This window comes from uncultured Nostoc sp., from assembly GCF_964245575.1.
Taxonomy (GTDB): Bacteria; Cyanobacteriota; Cyanobacteriia; order Cyanobacteriales; family Nostocaceae; genus Nostoc.
The window spans coordinates 1-15098 of sequence record NZ_CAXTNP010000197.1 but is presented as its reverse complement, the minus strand read 5'-3'; the positions used below and the strand labels follow the sequence as shown (position 1 = coordinate 15098).

At 42.3% G+C, this 15098-nt stretch carries 16 protein-coding genes and 1 pseudogene; 3 read left to right on the top strand and 14 right to left on the bottom strand.

Annotated features, from left to right (window positions below):
- Positions 1 to 182: 182 nt before the first annotated feature.
- Positions 183 to 401 (top strand): hypothetical protein, encoded by a 219-nt coding sequence (locus ACFFAP_RS26110; RefSeq protein ID WP_375513948.1) that lies wholly within the window; start codon positions 183 to 185, stop codon positions 399 to 401.
- Positions 398 to 667 (top strand): type II toxin-antitoxin system RelE/ParE family toxin, encoded by a 270-nt coding sequence (locus ACFFAP_RS26105; protein ID WP_375513947.1) that lies wholly within the window; start codon positions 398 to 400, stop codon positions 665 to 667. Before ACFFAP_RS26110 ends, ACFFAP_RS26105 begins: the two co-directional genes overlap by 4 nt.
- Positions 668 to 784: 117 nt before the next feature.
- Here the strand turns inward: ACFFAP_RS26105 and ACFFAP_RS26100 are convergent, their stop codons facing one another.
- From ACFFAP_RS26100 to nifH, 14 genes and pseudogenes are all read right to left on the bottom strand, one after another.
- Positions 785 to 1387: a heme-copper oxidase subunit III gene (locus tag ACFFAP_RS26100; RefSeq protein WP_375513946.1), complete on the bottom strand. Its 603-nt coding sequence runs from the start codon at positions 1385 to 1387 to the stop codon at positions 785 to 787.
- A gap of 176 nt (positions 1388 to 1563) precedes the next feature.
- A complete protein-coding gene (ctaD, locus tag ACFFAP_RS26095; RefSeq protein WP_375513945.1) occupies positions 1564 to 3213 on the bottom strand; it encodes a cytochrome c oxidase subunit I in 1650 nt (549 codons plus the stop codon).
- Positions 3214 to 3299: 86 nt separating this feature from the next.
- Positions 3300 to 4262: a cytochrome c oxidase subunit II gene (locus tag ACFFAP_RS26090; protein ID WP_375513950.1), complete on the bottom strand. Its 963-nt coding sequence runs from the start codon at positions 4260 to 4262 to the stop codon at positions 3300 to 3302.
- 83 nt (positions 4263 to 4345) lie between these two features.
- Positions 4346 to 4951 (bottom strand): DUF2231 domain-containing protein, encoded by a 606-nt coding sequence (locus tag ACFFAP_RS26085; RefSeq protein WP_375513944.1) that lies wholly within the window; start codon positions 4949 to 4951, stop codon positions 4346 to 4348.
- A complete protein-coding gene (locus ACFFAP_RS26080; protein ID WP_375513943.1) occupies positions 4951 to 5442 on the bottom strand; it encodes a DUF2231 domain-containing protein in 492 nt (163 codons plus the stop codon). The genes ACFFAP_RS26085 and ACFFAP_RS26080 overlap by 1 nt, the downstream gene beginning before the upstream one ends.
- A 517-nt stretch (positions 5443 to 5959) precedes the next feature.
- A complete protein-coding gene (locus tag ACFFAP_RS26075; protein ID WP_375513942.1) occupies positions 5960 to 6460 on the bottom strand; it encodes a phosphate-starvation-inducible PsiE family protein in 501 nt (166 codons plus the stop codon).
- A gap of 134 nt (positions 6461 to 6594) precedes the next feature.
- Positions 6595 to 6831, bottom strand: a complete 237-nt coding sequence (locus tag ACFFAP_RS26070; RefSeq protein ID WP_334794905.1) for a hypothetical protein — start codon at positions 6829 to 6831, stop codon at positions 6595 to 6597.
- A 376-nt stretch (positions 6832 to 7207) separates the two neighbouring features.
- Entirely contained in the window at positions 7208 to 8029 is an 822-nt protein-coding gene (locus ACFFAP_RS26065) for an NADPH-dependent oxidoreductase (protein WP_375513941.1), read from the bottom strand.
- A 135-nt stretch (positions 8030 to 8164) separates the two neighbouring features.
- Entirely contained in the window at positions 8165 to 8878 is a 714-nt protein-coding gene (locus ACFFAP_RS26060; RefSeq protein WP_375513940.1) for a 2OG-Fe(II) oxygenase, read from the bottom strand.
- Positions 8879 to 9279: 401 nt separating this feature from the next.
- Positions 9280 to 9408, bottom strand: a pseudogene (locus tag ACFFAP_RS26055) (CopG family transcriptional regulator); the annotation flags it as partial.
- A 237-nt stretch (positions 9409 to 9645) separates the two neighbouring features.
- The gene (nifV, locus tag ACFFAP_RS26050; protein ID WP_375513939.1) at positions 9646 to 10764 is read right to left on the bottom strand and encodes a homocitrate synthase; all 1119 of its coding nucleotides are present in this window, start codon (positions 10762 to 10764) and stop codon (positions 9646 to 9648) included.
- Between the two features lie 353 nt (positions 10765 to 11117).
- The gene (locus tag ACFFAP_RS26045) at positions 11118 to 12377 is read right to left on the bottom strand and encodes a substrate-binding domain-containing protein (protein WP_375513938.1); all 1260 of its coding nucleotides are present in this window, start codon (positions 12375 to 12377) and stop codon (positions 11118 to 11120) included.
- Positions 12378 to 12653: 276 nt separating this feature from the next.
- Positions 12654 to 13040 carry a hypothetical protein gene (locus ACFFAP_RS26040; RefSeq protein WP_375513937.1) on the bottom strand — a complete coding sequence of 129 codons (387 nt, stop codon included), beginning with the start codon at positions 13038 to 13040 and terminating at the stop codon, positions 12654 to 12656.
- Between the two features lie 166 nt (positions 13041 to 13206).
- The gene (gene nifH, locus ACFFAP_RS26035) at positions 13207 to 14031 is read right to left on the bottom strand and encodes a nitrogenase iron protein (protein ID WP_375513936.1); all 825 of its coding nucleotides are present in this window, start codon (positions 14029 to 14031) and stop codon (positions 13207 to 13209) included.
- Positions 14032 to 14179: 148 nt separating this feature from the next.
- On the opposite strand from nifH, the gene ACFFAP_RS26030 reads away from it, so the two are divergent.
- Positions 14180 to 14314: an IS1-like element transposase gene (locus tag ACFFAP_RS26030; protein WP_375513949.1), complete on the top strand. Its 135-nt coding sequence runs from the start codon at positions 14180 to 14182 to the stop codon at positions 14312 to 14314.
- Positions 14315 to 15098: the final 784 nt, after the last annotated feature.

Below are 15098 nucleotides of genomic sequence, written 5' to 3'. Positions count from 1 at the left end.
CTAAAATCTGTAGCGCTTATCCTGCATAGCTTAGAGCTTTTCTTAGTGCCATTCATTTTAGAGCCTTTTTTAGCATACTTGCGATCGCCTTCGTTTAACAAGGCTATGAGCCGAATCACAAAGCTTTCAGCAATTTAGTAAGCGATAATGGTTAGTACCTCTTTGCTAGGAGTACTTTTGCAATGACTGAATTACTTGAAAAAGCGATCGCCCAATTGAAAACTTTACCTGTTGACGAGCAGGATGCGATCGCAACGATGATCCTAAAAGAACTTGAAGATGAACATCGCTGGGATGAGTCGTTTGCGCGTTCCCCAGATATGTTAGCAAAGCTTGCCGCCGAGGCGATGGCTGAACATCGTGCAGGCAAGACACAAGAGTTAGATCCAGAAACATTGTGAAATCTCCTACAACTACTCAATTTCGTAAAATGTTTGCCGATCTACCAGAGCAGGTTCAGGAACAAACTCGTAAGGCATATCGGCAATTCAAGCAAGATCCAAGTTATCCCAACTTGCGATTTAAGAAAGTTCATGCTGAATTGCCAATCTATTCTGCACGAATCAACAGAGACTATCGAGCAGTCGGTCAATTAGATGAAGAGACTGTAATCTGGTTCTGGGCTGGTTCTCATGCAGAATACGATATGCTGCTCGATCAGTCGTAAAAACGCAAGCTAACAATTCAAACACATGGGACGGTTGAAAACTCCTTGTGCTGATTTCTAGATTATTTCTGCCGCCGCTGATTTGAGCCGTTATGCTGTACCTCAGACAACAAAGTGTCATTGCCAAACATAAATCAGGACAAACAAAACAATCCAGATAACATCAACAAAGTGCCAAAATATAGAAGTGGCATTTACACCAAAATGACCTGTATCGTAGTTATCAGGAATGAAAGAGCGACCAAAAACAAGTATCTGCAACAAAATGCCAGTAAGAACGTGTAAACCGTGGAAACCTGTTAGTAAGTAGAACATACCACCAAAGACACCTGTGGTAAAGCCAAAAGAAAGATGGCTCCACTCGATCGCTTGTCCGACTAAAAAGTAACTTCCCATTGCGATCGAAAGCATTAGAAACTGGCGAAATTTCAACAAGTCGTGGCGTGCAAGGGCGCGTTCTGCTAAGTAAATAACAAAGCTACTGGAAACAAGAATTACCGTATTAATTGCCGGATCTCTGACTTCCAGTCCGGAAACACCAGCTGGTAGCCAGTCAGAATTTGCTGTTTTGTAGACAATATATGCCGTAAAAAAACCAAGGAAAATGAAAGTCTCTGAAAGCAAGAAGACAATGAAGCCGAACATCTTGCTGCCTTCTTGATCATGGGTATGCTCGTGTGAGGGATGGTGTGATTCTTCTGAAATGATTGAACTGGCCATTGCTTGAATACTCCTATATATTTATCTCACCTAGAGGAACACAGAAGCAGAGAGGTTGAGATGAGGCGCAAACTACTGCTTTGTTTTGCTAAGATTAACTATCTTTTCTTTCTCTGTGCCTCTGCGTCTGTGCGTGAGGTTAATTCTTTTATTCAGCACATCCGTACAAATCACCACTAATGCTCGGCTACCAATGGTTCAGATTTACCGTAACCGTAGGGTTCACCTACAACAACTGGAATTTCCTCAAAGTTCTCTACAGGAGGTGGTGAAGAAACTATCCACTCCAGTCCAATTGCTCGCCAAGGATTCTTCGGTGCTTGCTTGTCATGTATCCAAGAACCAATAATATTCAAAATGAAGGGCAAAGTGGACACACCTAGCAAAAATCCTCCGATACTGGCGATAATATTCCAAAATTCATACTCTGGGGCATAAGAAGAAACTCGACGCAACATTCCCTGTAATCCTAGTGGGTGCATTGGGAAAAAGTTGAGGTTAGTGCCAATGAACGCCAGCCAAAAGTGCAACTTGCCCAAGCCTTCGTAGTACATACGTCCAGTCATCTTGGGGAACCAGAAGTAAATAGCAGCAAACATCCCCATCGTGACCGTGCCATATAGAACATAGTGGAAGTGACCCACTACATAGTAAGTGTTGTTGACATGGACATCAATGGGAACGGACGAAAGGGTGATGCCAGTGATACCTGCAAATACAAACATTATTAATGCACCAAACGCAAACAGCATTGGTGTATCAAATCGTAGTTTGCCACCCCAAATCGTTGCAGTCCAGGCAAACACCTTAATGCCAGTGGGGACAGAAACGAACATTGTTGTGAGCATGAAAAACACCCGCATCCAGCCGGAAGTACCGCTGGCGTACATATGGTGTACCCAGACTATACCGCTAACTCCAGCTATCAGGAGTGACGAAATGGCGACAATTTTATAGCCAAACAGAGGTTTACGAGCAAAAACAGGGAATATCTCTGAAAAGACTCCAAAGACCGGCAGAATGATTACGTAAACAGCAGGGTGGGAGTAGAACCAGAAAAAATGCTGAAATAGAACTGGGTCGCCTCCTTTAGCAGGGTCAAAAAAGCTAGTTCCAACTGTTAAGTCGAGTAAAAGCATGACTGCACCTGCTGTTAAGACAGGTAGTCCAAACAGTTGGATAATCTGGGCACTAAATACGTTCCAAACAAAGATGGGCGTACGGAAGGCTGTCATCCCAGGTGCGCGCATCTTGACAATCGTAGTGACAAAGTTAATCGCCCCCATAATTGAGGAAACACCTGATATTGCTACTGCTAGAAGCCAGATAACTTCACCATTGATTAAGTTTCCTGTAGGGTTTTGCAAACTGACGGGAGGGTATGACCACCAACCTGCTTGCGCTGGCCCACCAGGTACAAAGAAGCTGGCCATCAGTAGGATAGCAGCGATCGGTATCATCCAGAAGGCAACAGCATTTAGTCTGGGAAACGCCATATCTCGCGCCCCAATCATCAGAGGTACAAGATAGTTAGCAAAACCTGTAAGTATGGGGAATGTCCATCCAAATAGCATCACAGTGCCGTGCATGGTGAACATTGCATTATAAACACTACGGTCAACGAGGTCTGATTCTGGGGTAATCAATTCCCCACGAATGATCATTGCAAATAAACCGCCTACTAAAAAGAGAATGAAAGCGGTAACAATATATTGAATACCGATAACTTTGTGGTCAGTGCTGAAGCTAAAGTATTGCTTCCAGTCTGCTCTCGGTTCTTGTTGAGGTGCGTCACCTGTAATGTCTTCAACGGAAATATTTGTCATTGTCTTTTATCCTTTATTCTTTATCATTTGTCACTTGTCCAAAACCAATGACCATTGTACAGACGCGATTAATCGCGTCTGTACGACTAATTGCTGTAATTAACTACAGGCGCTTGTGCGGGTGCTACCGTAACCCAGCTTTTGATTAATTCTTTTGATTCTTGGGCATATTCGGAAGCTGCTTGATTATTTGCAGTACATGGTTTACGGTTTGCTGCTTCTGTAAGCCACTTCTTGTAATCTTCAGGGGACTCTACAACAACATTTGCTCGCATGGTTGCAAAGTAAGTACCGCTAAATTCGGAATCGGTCAATTGATATTTGCCTATACGGATGGGAGTGAATTCAAAGTCAATGTTGCGGTTGGGAATAATGTCTTGCTTGACTCGGAAAGCAGGAATATAAAAGCCGTGGAGAACATCCTCGGACTGCATAGCTAAACGGATGCGATGATTGACGGGTAAATGTAGTTCGGTGCTGGTGATTCCTATTTTTGGATAGCGGAAAACCCAAGCCCACTGTTTGGCATTGACTTCAATGTCTTCAAATGGGATTACATTTGATGTGGCATCAATTGATACGGTTGAGGAAGTTAGGGAGGTGGAAACTATCCCCATATCTCTGTTAATTGGTGCAGCAGATGCTGATTTCATCAAGACTGGAATATGCATATGCATAGCTTCCATTGGGCCTTGAATCCCCATTTGCTCGTAGATTTGATAGCTGTAGGTGGCAATCCAAAACACTAGCAATACAGGAATTGCAGTCCAGACAATTTCTAGTGGGATATTCCCTTCAATCGGGGGGCCATCGCTAGTATCATACTGCTCTGCTCGATGGAAAATCGCCGAGTAGATGAGTGTTCCTGTGACTCCAAGGAAGATAAATGCTCCCAGCGTGATTAAAAAACTAAACAACTTATCGACAAGCTGCGATTCTGCTGCGGCTTGAGGAGGCATCCAGGAATACGTCCACTCTCCTATCCAAAGACTAATAGCAGTTAAGGCGATCACGATCGCACTCAAGATCAAAATATTTCGGATTTTCATAGCCATAAAAGTCATTGGTCAAAGACGCGATTAATCGCGTCTGTACAATGGTCATTAGTACTCATACAAAGGACTAACATTGATTACTTCAGCAGTAAGTTGGGGTCTTTGCCTAAGCGCAACAACATATCAGCAGTATTGTGAACCCCAAACTCAGTAGCTAACTGCGCTCCTAGCGTACCGTGGATGAACATGATGAACATGATGATCAGTCCAGAAACTAAATAAGTCCACTGCACTTGTTGACTGTCATCTTGACGCCAAATATAGCGCTGAAATCCTCTCCAAATAACCATCCCAAGAATCAGCGCTAGTAGAAAAACACCACCCATACCATGCCAAAGCATTGTTTCCATAGCTTCCAATCCCCAGGCACTCTTTACCCCAGTGAGTGGTTCTGCCAACATGATTTCATAAAAACCTGCTGCTACCGTAAAAATAGTGATGAGTGCCGAACCTAGCATATTGTACCAGCCTGCATCAAAGAAGCTAGAACGAGTGGCAGGAACTGCTAAAAACTTGAAGATTGGTTGTTGTAGGGGGAAGAACGCACCAATAAAATCAAAGGTAATGCCAAGGATGAACAAAGCTAGAGTAAGATGAACTAAATTTGGGTGAATGGGTATAGTGTAGGGCAACCCATTTGTTCCCATCTGAGTTTTTAATTGCTCAATAACTTCAGGGTTCATTACAGTAAGCCCTCCTTTATGGCTTCAACAACTGGTACAGTGTGCAGCCCATATACCCAAACCAATTCATCTCCAAAATACACTTGTACGCATACCAAAACAGTCAAAAGTAGACTTGCTGCTAGGTAATAAACTGATATCTTTTCTGGAGTGCGGCAATGAATCACGTAACGCCAAGCTGTAATGGCTGCCAGAATTCCTGCAAGTGCCCAGCCAAGAATCATATGTAAATTAAGTACTCGTTCAGCTGCGTTATAAGGTTCTGCCAAACCTGCTTCAAATTGACCAAAAATAACGGCGACAAAGATGGAGATTGTAGCGAAAAACATATTCCACCAACTCACCTCGAAAAGACGGTAGTTACTAGTAAAGTATCCAATGACATCACATAAGAAGGCAAACAACACCATCGCAATCACAAAATGGACAACGATCGGATGTATCGTATCGGGATACGGTAAATTATGGTTATTCAGAAGATTCTCAAGCATGGTATTCTACTCATGTGTTAGTTAGTGTTTAGTGCTTAACAATCAATACTTCACAATCTTTTGATTTCTACAACAATTTAGATTGCACTTAAAATCCTTCTAAATAACAACAGCAATTCTTATGAGGAGAATTCTTTCACAGAGTAGCTTGATTCTGATAGGCAAAAGCTCGCTGGAATGAATATAGAATAGCAAGTTATCGAAAAAGGTTTTACTCGTTGGTAAATGCTGATGAACGAGTTACTACTTTCCATCTGTGAAGTAAAACAATGTATGAAATATAAACACAAGGATATTAAATCTCCGCAATATCACTTGGAATCTGATACACTTGACCTAAATAGGCTTTGGACATAATAATATCCAAAGCTCATAATGAGAATTGCTGGTCTTAGAGTGTACTTTATTTTTTTGAAGAATTTTGTACTTTTGATTCTCCATATATAAAGAATATCATACATTTGTTAAAATTACTTGCGATCGCCAACTAATTTTCAAACAGTATTTGTAGTTACAATTAATCAGAAACTAGAGAGCTTTTATCCAATAGTTGCGTTTTTTCTGTTGTTTCGGGGTGAGGAATTTTAACCTGTTCAAGAAAACGAGATATCCAAGGTAAAGCCACCATAATTCCTGTTAACACTACTAGAAATACAGCTATTCCAAAAATTTGGTCACGGGGAATTTCGAGAACACCGCGTAAAATTACCTCTCTTAAAGCAGAAACAATAGTAATTTCCACTGCTGCGGTCACGGATGTTCGCTGTTGTTGTAGATGATCGATTAACAGGCGGAACAACTCTACTAAAATCAAAATGAACAGGATATCAGATGTTACTTGCCGTAAATCCAAGGGATGCAAAAAGGAGAAGAACATATCTCCCAGTCGGATCAACATCACACAGAATAGACCAAGGCAGAGAGAAATGATAATAAAGTCTTGAAAAAATTCCAGGTTCCGGACAATTTTATTTCTTTGTAACCAGTTATTGAAGTTTGAAATTAGCCCCTTGAGCATGGTATTTCCTGACAATTAGATTCATTGATCTCTATAACTGAAACAGTACTGAGTATCTAGATCGATTACTCAGCACTCAGTACTGTATTCAATCCCCATTATTTAGCTATGGGGTTCCACTCAGCCCGATTAAACTATTTTGAACCGTTCAAGTCACCATGTACAGTTTCTACGGTTTTAATTTTGGATACTGCGGTTGTTAAGTTATTCGCAGCCTTAATAATCTCTTGTAAGGTTTCGTTTATCACCTTCTCATCAAGAGAGGTTTCTAATAAGTAAGTTTCTACGAAAATCTCCACTCGGTTAACAATTATTTTGGCTTGAGAGCGTAGTTTGTTGAGGTCTTTGGTAGACAATTCCTTCATATTCATTGTTTGAAGCTCCTTTAGTTTCACAAGGTAAATTCTACATTTTTGGTCAGCAATTCTCAGTCAAAGAGCGATTCTTACAAGTCAGCCCTTTTTTGAAAGATAAAGCTTGCTGGAGTACCCATTTAATTGGTTTGCCTGTTGACTGCTTAAATGGCTTGAGATTCCCCAAATTAGTACAAAGGTTTCAAGCAGGAAAATTGCTAGAGCTAGCGAGTTGGTAGGTCTATTTATTCCTTAGGACTTACGCACCAAAATTATCTTTTGAGACTGAGTGTGGAGTGTGTAACTTTGGGTATGGTAAGGGTTTTGGGTCTTTAATCAAGCGGTAACAAGTCTTCTCCTAAGCAAATATACCAAAGGCGAAGGGTGGAGACTTTTATAGCAACTTGAAGCCGAAGTTGTTGAGAGTTTCCCGCAAATACTTGCACCCTTTTAAATAGTCTAAAGTGGCGATTCGCTCGGCTGAGTTTTGCGACCAATCAACAGCGGCATTCATCTGTTGTTCAGTATAGAATTCTTTCATGATATCGTTGTAGTGAGCGATCGCTTCATCTTGCTCTGCCAATTTATAGATTTCCCGGTGCAGTATAGCTGACTGGGGTAAACGCGGCTTAATAGCAGGTTGTACTTCAGGATTGGGATAACCCACACACAATCCAAATACGGGGAACACAAAAGGTGGCAAATTTAATAGTGTTGCTACCTCTTGCGTGTTATTGCGGATTGCGCCAATATATACCGTTCCCAAACCAATAGATTCAGCAGCTAGAGTCGCATTTTGCGCTGCTACCGAGGCATCGATTACTGCTTTAAACAACAATTCTATGTAATCCAGAGCCACATGAGGTAATCCGCGACTATCAGCAATATGAGCCATACGACCTAAATCTGCTAACCAAACCAAAAATACAGGAGCCTGATTAACCCATGCTTGGTTATTAGACAGCTTGCATAATTCTGCTTTGCGCTCTGGATCTTCAACCGCTACCACACTCCAGGTTTGCAAATTAGCTGAACTAGCAGCAGATTGAGCAGCTGCAACTAGCCATTCTAGGGTTCCTGGTGGTAAAGGGTCAGATAGATAAGACCGAACTGAACGGTGAGCTAGTAGTGTTTCTAGAGAGTCGTTCCAGTCAATTTCGTAGTTGAAGGGAATCTCACCGTAGCGCGATCGCAATAGTTCTGTAGGATTAGTCATGGTTAACTCTTGAACTCCAACACTTTTTTACGATTTTAGAGGGATTACCAACGACGAGAGACAAGGAGGACAAGGAAGAACCAGAAAATCAGAAGGCTGATTTTATGACAAAAGTAGAAAGAAAATACTTGATTGCTAGGCAGCTAGCTGGGTTTGGAGGAAATCTGAAGTTAGGCGATTATTCCGAAAAAAAGCAACTCGTAAAGCTAGCCGACACTCAGATACAGGGCAAGTAAGCGGAGTAACCATGTGCCAAGAATTGTCAGAACGCGCGATCGCAACCGAGGAATCACTCAGGGGTAGAATATCTTGGAAGACAGATTCCGCCTGGGAGTCTTTGAGAATTCGCAAACAGCCTCCCCAGTCTACAGACCATTCTTGATTGAAAAATAACAGATGAGTTAAAACTTTGCTCGGCTCGTCTGTATGAGGGTGATGCAGATGTCCTGAGTTGTATCGGCGAAATCCAATATCCATCACACAGTCTTTTAGTTCCAACCCAGACATTTCGGCTATTGCTGCGCGGTAAGAATCTGTCCATAGTCCTTCTATCAACTGTCGCCAGACTTTACTGAGGTGTCTCAAGTCATAAGTAAGTCTGCCTTGTGCCATCCGCTCTCGCCAGCGATTATCGCTAGATTTGAGCATCAAGGAAATATCCTCGCTAGTTGCAAGCATCTTTCCCCAGGAGTATCCATATCCCTCTCCCTCCGACAGGCGGAATTCTTCGTGGGGAAAACTTGCAGTTAGTTCTAAGCTTGCTTCTGGTGAAAGCAGGTTTTTGATCAAAGCCCAATTGTATGGGACTTTTTGCATTGTTGTGGCACGAATGGAATCAAAATTAAGCATGGTAGAAAAAATGCTTCAGTAAAATTAACCAATTATGATTACCCTGGACATCAAGTGGTATTCAACTAGGGACTGGGGACTAGGGACTGGGAAGATTTAGATGGGGATTCAGATCCCAAGCAAATCTTACTTATATTTTCTTGTCCATTACCCAGTCCCCAGTACCCAGTCCCAAAGCGCCCATCTCGATCGCAATAATTTTGTAGGATTTGTCATAGTCAACTTTTGAACTTGAACGCTTTTTTACAATTTCAGAGGGATTACCAACCCCATTACAAATTTCTTTGGCTACAAGACAACTGGCTTTAAGGATAGCGATTCTTCAGCACTGCTCAAAGTAGGTCAAGATCAACCTCTTCAGAATCAAACTGCTTTCTTTGTTGTTTGAGTAATTGTGCTTGGAGACTACGCAATAGGGAGCGCAAAACATCAGTCTTAGTGCGTTGGAACTGCTTGCAGTGCTGCTCTAGAAGTTGCCGTTCTTCTGGAGACAATTGAAAAGTGATCCATCCTTGCTCTTTTCTCGGCATAGTTATTACCAACATAATTGGTAGTATCTTAGCAGTTGATGTAAGAATTGCGATGCCTGCGGCGGGCTGCGCCTACGCCAACCTGAGACGGAATTGTTATGCGCTCTTAACCAACTTCACTTTTGATTCAAGTCTTCTGGGTAAAACACAATGCAACTTACAGCGCTTTTCAAGTAATTTAACTACACCACTCCCTACTCCCCATTCCCCTGTAATGTTTTGGTAGGTGTTGTGCGTTCACCTTTGGGGAACGAAACTCAGGAGTTCTTCAACCGTGAGACTGCGCTTTACTTTTACTGACTGATGCTTTACAGCATCTAGCACTGATTGAATTTCTGGTTGACTGAGCGTGATTCCATGTTCTTGCAGCACACTGAATATTAGATGCCGACCAGAATGTTTGCCTACAACAAGGCGACGTTCCCAGCCAACATCTTCCGGTGCAAACGGTTCGTAAGTACCGGGATTTTGCAACACACCGTGAGCATGAATCCCCGATTCGTGTGCAAAAGTATTTTCACCTACAATCGCTTTCCAGGGAGGAACCGGCCAATTGGCAGCTTTAGCAACTAACCGTGATAGTTCCAGCAACCGTTTTGTATTAATACCCGTTGGGATACCGTAGAGGTGTTTCAGTGCCATCACAATTTCTTCCAGCGCTGCATTACCTGCGCGTTCGCCAATCCCATTTACCGTAGTGTTGACCGATCGCGCCCCTGCTTCAATACCAGCTAGGGAGTTCGCCATTGCCAGTCCAAAATCATTATGTGTGTGCATTTCTATGGGAATGAATAGATGATGCACAAGGGAGCGAACTTTGCTGTAAGTGTTTAGAGGGTCGAGAATTCCTACAGTGTCACAAAAGCGAAACCGGAAAGCTCCCAACTCTTGAGCATAATACGCCACATCCAATAAAAAAGATGGATCGGCTCTGGAAGAATCTTCTCCGCCAACAGATACAGATAAACCGCGATCGCAAGCGAAATTAATCGCATCCCGCAGACGATCCAGCATTACCTGCTGCTTACCCCCAAACTTCGCAGCAATCTGAATTTCCGAGACGGGAACGGAAATATGCACCCGTTCCAAACCACAATCTATAGATGCCTGGATATCGGACAAATTAGCGCGGTTCCAGCCAAGTAATTGGGCGTTTAATCCCAGATTAGCGATCGCTCGGATCGACTCTGCTTCTTCTTGTCCCATTGCCGGAACGCCAATTTCCAATTCTGGAACACCAATAGCATCAAGAAAAGTGGCGATCGCAATTTTTTCTTCAACATTAAAGGCTACACCTGCGGCTTGTTCGCCATCTCGCAAGGTTGTATCGTTAATCTGAACGGGATGTTTATTCATAGTGAAGTGATGATTCATTTTGCAGCTAACTTATTAGGTGATTTTGATTTACTTGAGGAATTGACGCAGTGTGCAACTTTCTTTCAGACCTAATCCCCAACCCCTTCACTACTAGAATTGGAGGCAAGAATCGAAGCCTTTTAGGAGTGAGGCAGAGGAATGGCAGTGTGATTCTAGGGAGAAGTTGCACATCGCGTTAATTAGTAATTGAAACACAGAGCAGCTAACTTGAGTTGTGGAAAGTAAAAGACATGTTCTTTAGTCGTGCGGTAATAATTACGAATTACGTTAGCAACACAGGAGCGTCATTACGAATTACGAACTTATACTAAGCGTAGCCGAAGTATTACGAATTATGAAATATTTGCTACAACTTCCCCAATATTGCTAATGTCATAGCCACCGAGAATCTCTAATTGCGATTGGACTAGCCGATGTCCCAAGATACTGAGAAACTGCTTTACTGGTTCTTCTTCCAAGTATTCTTTAATAATCACCAAGTCATATCGCGCCCGATGAAGGGGGATAAATCCCAAACCAAAGGCAGCAGCTATAGATGCCGTACTGATACCTGCATCAGCCATTCCTGAGACTACAGACAAAGCAACATCTTGATGGCTGTGAACGATATGATCAGATCCTTTAACTTTGTGCAATGGCACTCCTTCTTCTTGGAGTTTCCGTTCTAAAAGCATCCGACTGCCAGAACCCACTTCATGGGTGACAATAGTTGCTCCAAATTCTACCAAGTCGGAAACTGTTTTAACTCCCATTGGGTTTCCTGGTGGGACTAACAAACCTTCTTCCCAAACTCCAAGGGTAATCAAAATGGTACTCTTACCTGTTAAAGCTTCCCGCACAAAGGGGATGTTATGTTCCCCAGTGTCAGCATCGTATAAGTGCATTCCTGCAATGTGAACTTCACCCCGGCACAAACTACGCAATGCAGACCCGCTATGGGCAAAACGATAATGAACTCGCAGTTGCGGATGCCAACGTTCAGTTGCTCTTGCCAAGAGAGAAAGCACAGGTGTACAACCAGCAATCACAACTGTATTGTGCAGTTTATCTATGTCATCCAGAAGCCGAACCTGGACTTTATTTGTACCGATCTGGTTCTGTGCTTCACCCTCCGAGTGACGCTCGTTCCTAGCTACTTCTGATATTAATGGCAATTTGCTAATGCTGGGGAACTTTTTCACCCTTACGGATTCCCCAGTCTTTACAATGGGGTGGCTCACCGCAACTGTCTCACCATCAGCTGGAATCATTTCGATCCGAAAAGCATCATTCCCAATGAGTGGATAAGCTATCCATTGATCCCCAACCCGTGCTAGACTAACTCTTGATTGCTGTTGCTTAGGGGCTGATCCCGCAAGAATTGCCTCAACTTCTGGTAAATCTTCCTCAAACCAGAATAAGTCCTCGACTTGGCAACCAAGTGCCTTGGCTAAACGTAGTGACATAGCAACAGAAGGAGCATATTGTCCCAATTCCACACCACCAATACTCTGACGAGTTACGCCAGCTATATTAGCTAATTCTTGCTGACTCATGCCCAAGCGAGTTCTAATTGACTTCAGGTTATTGCAAAGATTCACATCCAGTTTCATGAGGCTGTATCTCTCCGTTAGAAAAAGCCGCAGCAGATAAACTTAAATTTGTTGGGTCAGTAGCAAGGTTTTCTAGTTTTTGCCGTTTTTGTTGTCAGTCATGTTGATGTTTTGACAATTTTGCTTATTTGCTGCAAGCATAACATACATCTTGCTAGAATACTTGCATTCTTGGATACTATTTAGCAATTTAGCGATCGCAGTCGGCATCGCCTTTTCATCATCTGCTAACCAAGGCGATGCCTAAGTTGGTAAGCTACGTCACCAAAAGAAAACTTAGTCCGAGTGCGGTAAATCCTGATCTAAATGCCAATTGCCTTTTTTAGTTGGTACCGCCACCCACTGGAGTTCCAACCATAAGATCGGGTTCTTTTCCTTTAACCTTGAGGCGGGATCGCGAATAATGCGTGTGGCATTTATGCAAACAGCCTCACATATCCCCAAATCTTGGGCAACACCTCTGAAAACGTCTTTGTTGGCATTAATTGAGGCAAACAGCATATTAGGATAATAAACAACAAAATGTTGTATAAGTTTTGGAGGGCAGCCCCAGTAAGAGTTTACGAGTTCGACGTGGCAGTACTGGAGCAACTCACCTACTTCGGCACAGCGTCCCTTGACTACGGTGATAAATTTTTGGACTAAAACCTCTTCGGTCAACATAATGAGTTCTCCTCCTTCAATGAGGTAGACGAATTTTGGCGTGGTTCAGAACGCCGATATCTCAAATGGTGGTAAGAAGTTTACGCAGTTTTTTCTGCTTTTTCGAGTAAGAGATTGCCAATTGCTCCAGACACTTTGTATGAGGGATAAACCCTACTGTATCGTCCTAGTCAAACAACCCAAACTTTACTAGCAGTTCCTCTAGCTGATCGTTAGACATAGATTTTGGAGTTACAAAATCTGTATTCTGGTCAATTGCCGTTGCCAGGTTGTGATAGTGCTGCGCCTGTTCAGACTCAGAAGCATACTCAATCACCGTCTTGCGGTGGAACTCTGCCCGTTGCACCATGTTGTCTCTGGGTATGGAGTAAATCATTTGAGTCCCCAGTTTCTCTGCCAGAGCCTCAATTAGATCGTTTTCCTGATCGACTTTGCGAGAATTGCAGATCAATCCACCCAGACGTATACCGCCTATAGGAGCGTACTTTTGAATGCTTCGGCAGATGTTGTTGACAGTATACATTGCCATAATTTCCCCAGAAGTGACAATGTAAATTTCTTGAGCTTTGCGTTCACGAATGGGCATGACAAATCCACCGCATACCACATCACCCAGACCATCATAAAATGTATAATCAAGTCTAACTGCATCATCATAAGCACCAAGTTGTTCCAGCAATCCAATTGATGTCAGAATGCCTCTACCTGCACATCCCACACCAGGTTCTGGCCCACCCGATTCGACACACAGCGTCTTCCCCCATCCCTCCTGGCGGAAGTCCTCTAAATTCACATCTTCTTCTTCTTTACGCAACGTATCCAGTACAATCTTCTGGTGGAATCCCCCCAAGAGGAGCCGGGTGGAGTCTGCTTTCGAGTCACACCCTACAACCATCACCTTACGACCTATATCAGTCAGTCCAGCCACTACGTTTTGAGTCGTTGTGGACTTGCCAACTCCCCCTCTTCCATAAATAGCGATTTTCCGCATAAAAACCTCGGTAATGGCGCAGACTTATTGATTCGGCTCCAAGATTAAAGTAGAGTGTCGAATTAAATTGAAGTTGTCGTTTTTGAAAGTTTTTACTACCCAGTTTGTGACTCCATTGATGCTGTTAGATAGTGGACATTAGCCGTCTATTCAGCACTATAAATATTGCAGTTATCTGCTAGAAGTTAAACAGCTTCTTACAGGTATGGCAGTAAATATTAGTGGGATACGAGATACAACAAGAGTGCTAAAAATTAGTTTCAATCCTGTCACCAAAAATTAAAAAAACTTCCACAGATACGGCAGATGAGTGAGAAATTTCTGTTTACTCACAGCAAGACAAGCATTATTTTTGCTGGTAGGAAGATACATAAAAAAATCAGTCCAGCCTACGCTATGGCAACGGCTTCGCCAAACGAAAAACCGATTTTTGGGCGGTTTTGCTCCACTTCGATTAACGTCATGCCGTCACCAATAACTGATGAGGCTGGTCTGATACTCACTTCAAAGGAATCTAAGGAGTTTTTGTTCTGGTATTAGATTCCCTATAAATAAAGAATATCATACATCTGGCCAATTTACTTGCGCTGAGGAATTAATTTACAAACAGTATTCGTGGTTACAATTAGTCATCAGCTAGAGAGCCTCAAAGCCGATAATTGCGTTATTCTGTTGTTTAAAATTCAGAAAATATAGTCGATTTATCCTTGGAGAGATATCTATATTGAGGATAGAAATTAAATCATTTATTTTTTACTTCCAGTTAGAATGGTCTGTCTATTTATTTTATTATAAGTCTTATTTATAAAAGAGTTAAGCTTAATTTAAATCTAGACAATACTGTCTATTTTAAATTGAATTTATTTTTATTTCCCAATATTAATTTGTGCAATTGTTACGAGATTGACTATTATTAATTAAAAAGATTGATAGGATTTTGAAATCAAGGAACTCAAAGAAGTTTTTTGAGCAAACCAAAGATATAGAAGAAAAATTCTTCTTATAAGCTTACTGCACAAGGAGCAATCAGCCATGCCAATGAAGTTGTTTAAGTGCGACGAATCGAT

What these genes read in the sequence shown, in the direction of transcription:
- ACFFAP_RS26085 (WP_375513944.1), bottom strand. Translation starts at nt 4,951, where the DNA reads ATGAACCCTGAAGTTATTGAGCAATTAAAAACTCAGATGGGAACAAAT.
- ACFFAP_RS26045 (WP_375513938.1), bottom strand. Translation starts at nt 12,377, where the DNA reads ATGAAACTGGATGTGAATCTTTGCAATAACCTGAAGTCAATTAGAACT.
- nifV (WP_375513939.1), bottom strand. Translation starts at nt 10,764, where the DNA reads ATGAATAAACATCCCGTTCAGATTAACGATACAACCTTGCGAGATGGC.
- ACFFAP_RS26040 (WP_375513937.1), bottom strand. Translation starts at nt 13,040, where the DNA reads ATGTTGACCGAAGAGGTTTTAGTCCAAAAATTTATCACCGTAGTCAAG.
- ACFFAP_RS26110 (WP_375513948.1), top strand. Translation starts at nt 183, where the DNA reads ATGACTGAATTACTTGAAAAAGCGATCGCCCAATTGAAAACTTTACCT.
- ctaD (WP_375513945.1), bottom strand. Translation starts at nt 3,213, where the DNA reads ATGACAAATATTTCCGTTGAAGACATTACAGGTGACGCACCTCAACAA.
- nifH (WP_375513936.1), bottom strand. Translation starts at nt 14,031, where the DNA reads ATGCGGAAAATCGCTATTTATGGAAGAGGGGGAGTTGGCAAGTCCACA.
- ACFFAP_RS26075 (WP_375513942.1), bottom strand. Translation starts at nt 6,460, where the DNA reads ATGCTCAAGGGGCTAATTTCAAACTTCAATAACTGGTTACAAAGAAAT.
- ACFFAP_RS26070 (WP_334794905.1), bottom strand. Translation starts at nt 6,831, where the DNA reads ATGAATATGAAGGAATTGTCTACCAAAGACCTCAACAAACTACGCTCT.
- ACFFAP_RS26090 (WP_375513950.1), bottom strand. Translation starts at nt 4,262, where the DNA reads ATGAAAATCCGAAATATTTTGATCTTGAGTGCGATCGTGATCGCCTTA.
- ACFFAP_RS26100 (WP_375513946.1), bottom strand. Translation starts at nt 1,387, where the DNA reads ATGGCCAGTTCAATCATTTCAGAAGAATCACACCATCCCTCACACGAG.
- ACFFAP_RS26060 (WP_375513940.1), bottom strand. Translation starts at nt 8,878, where the DNA reads ATGCTTAATTTTGATTCCATTCGTGCCACAACAATGCAAAAAGTCCCA.
- ACFFAP_RS26080 (WP_375513943.1), bottom strand. Translation starts at nt 5,442, where the DNA reads ATGCTTGAGAATCTTCTGAATAACCATAATTTACCGTATCCCGATACG.
- ACFFAP_RS26065 (WP_375513941.1), bottom strand. Translation starts at nt 8,029, where the DNA reads ATGACTAATCCTACAGAACTATTGCGATCGCGCTACGGTGAGATTCCC.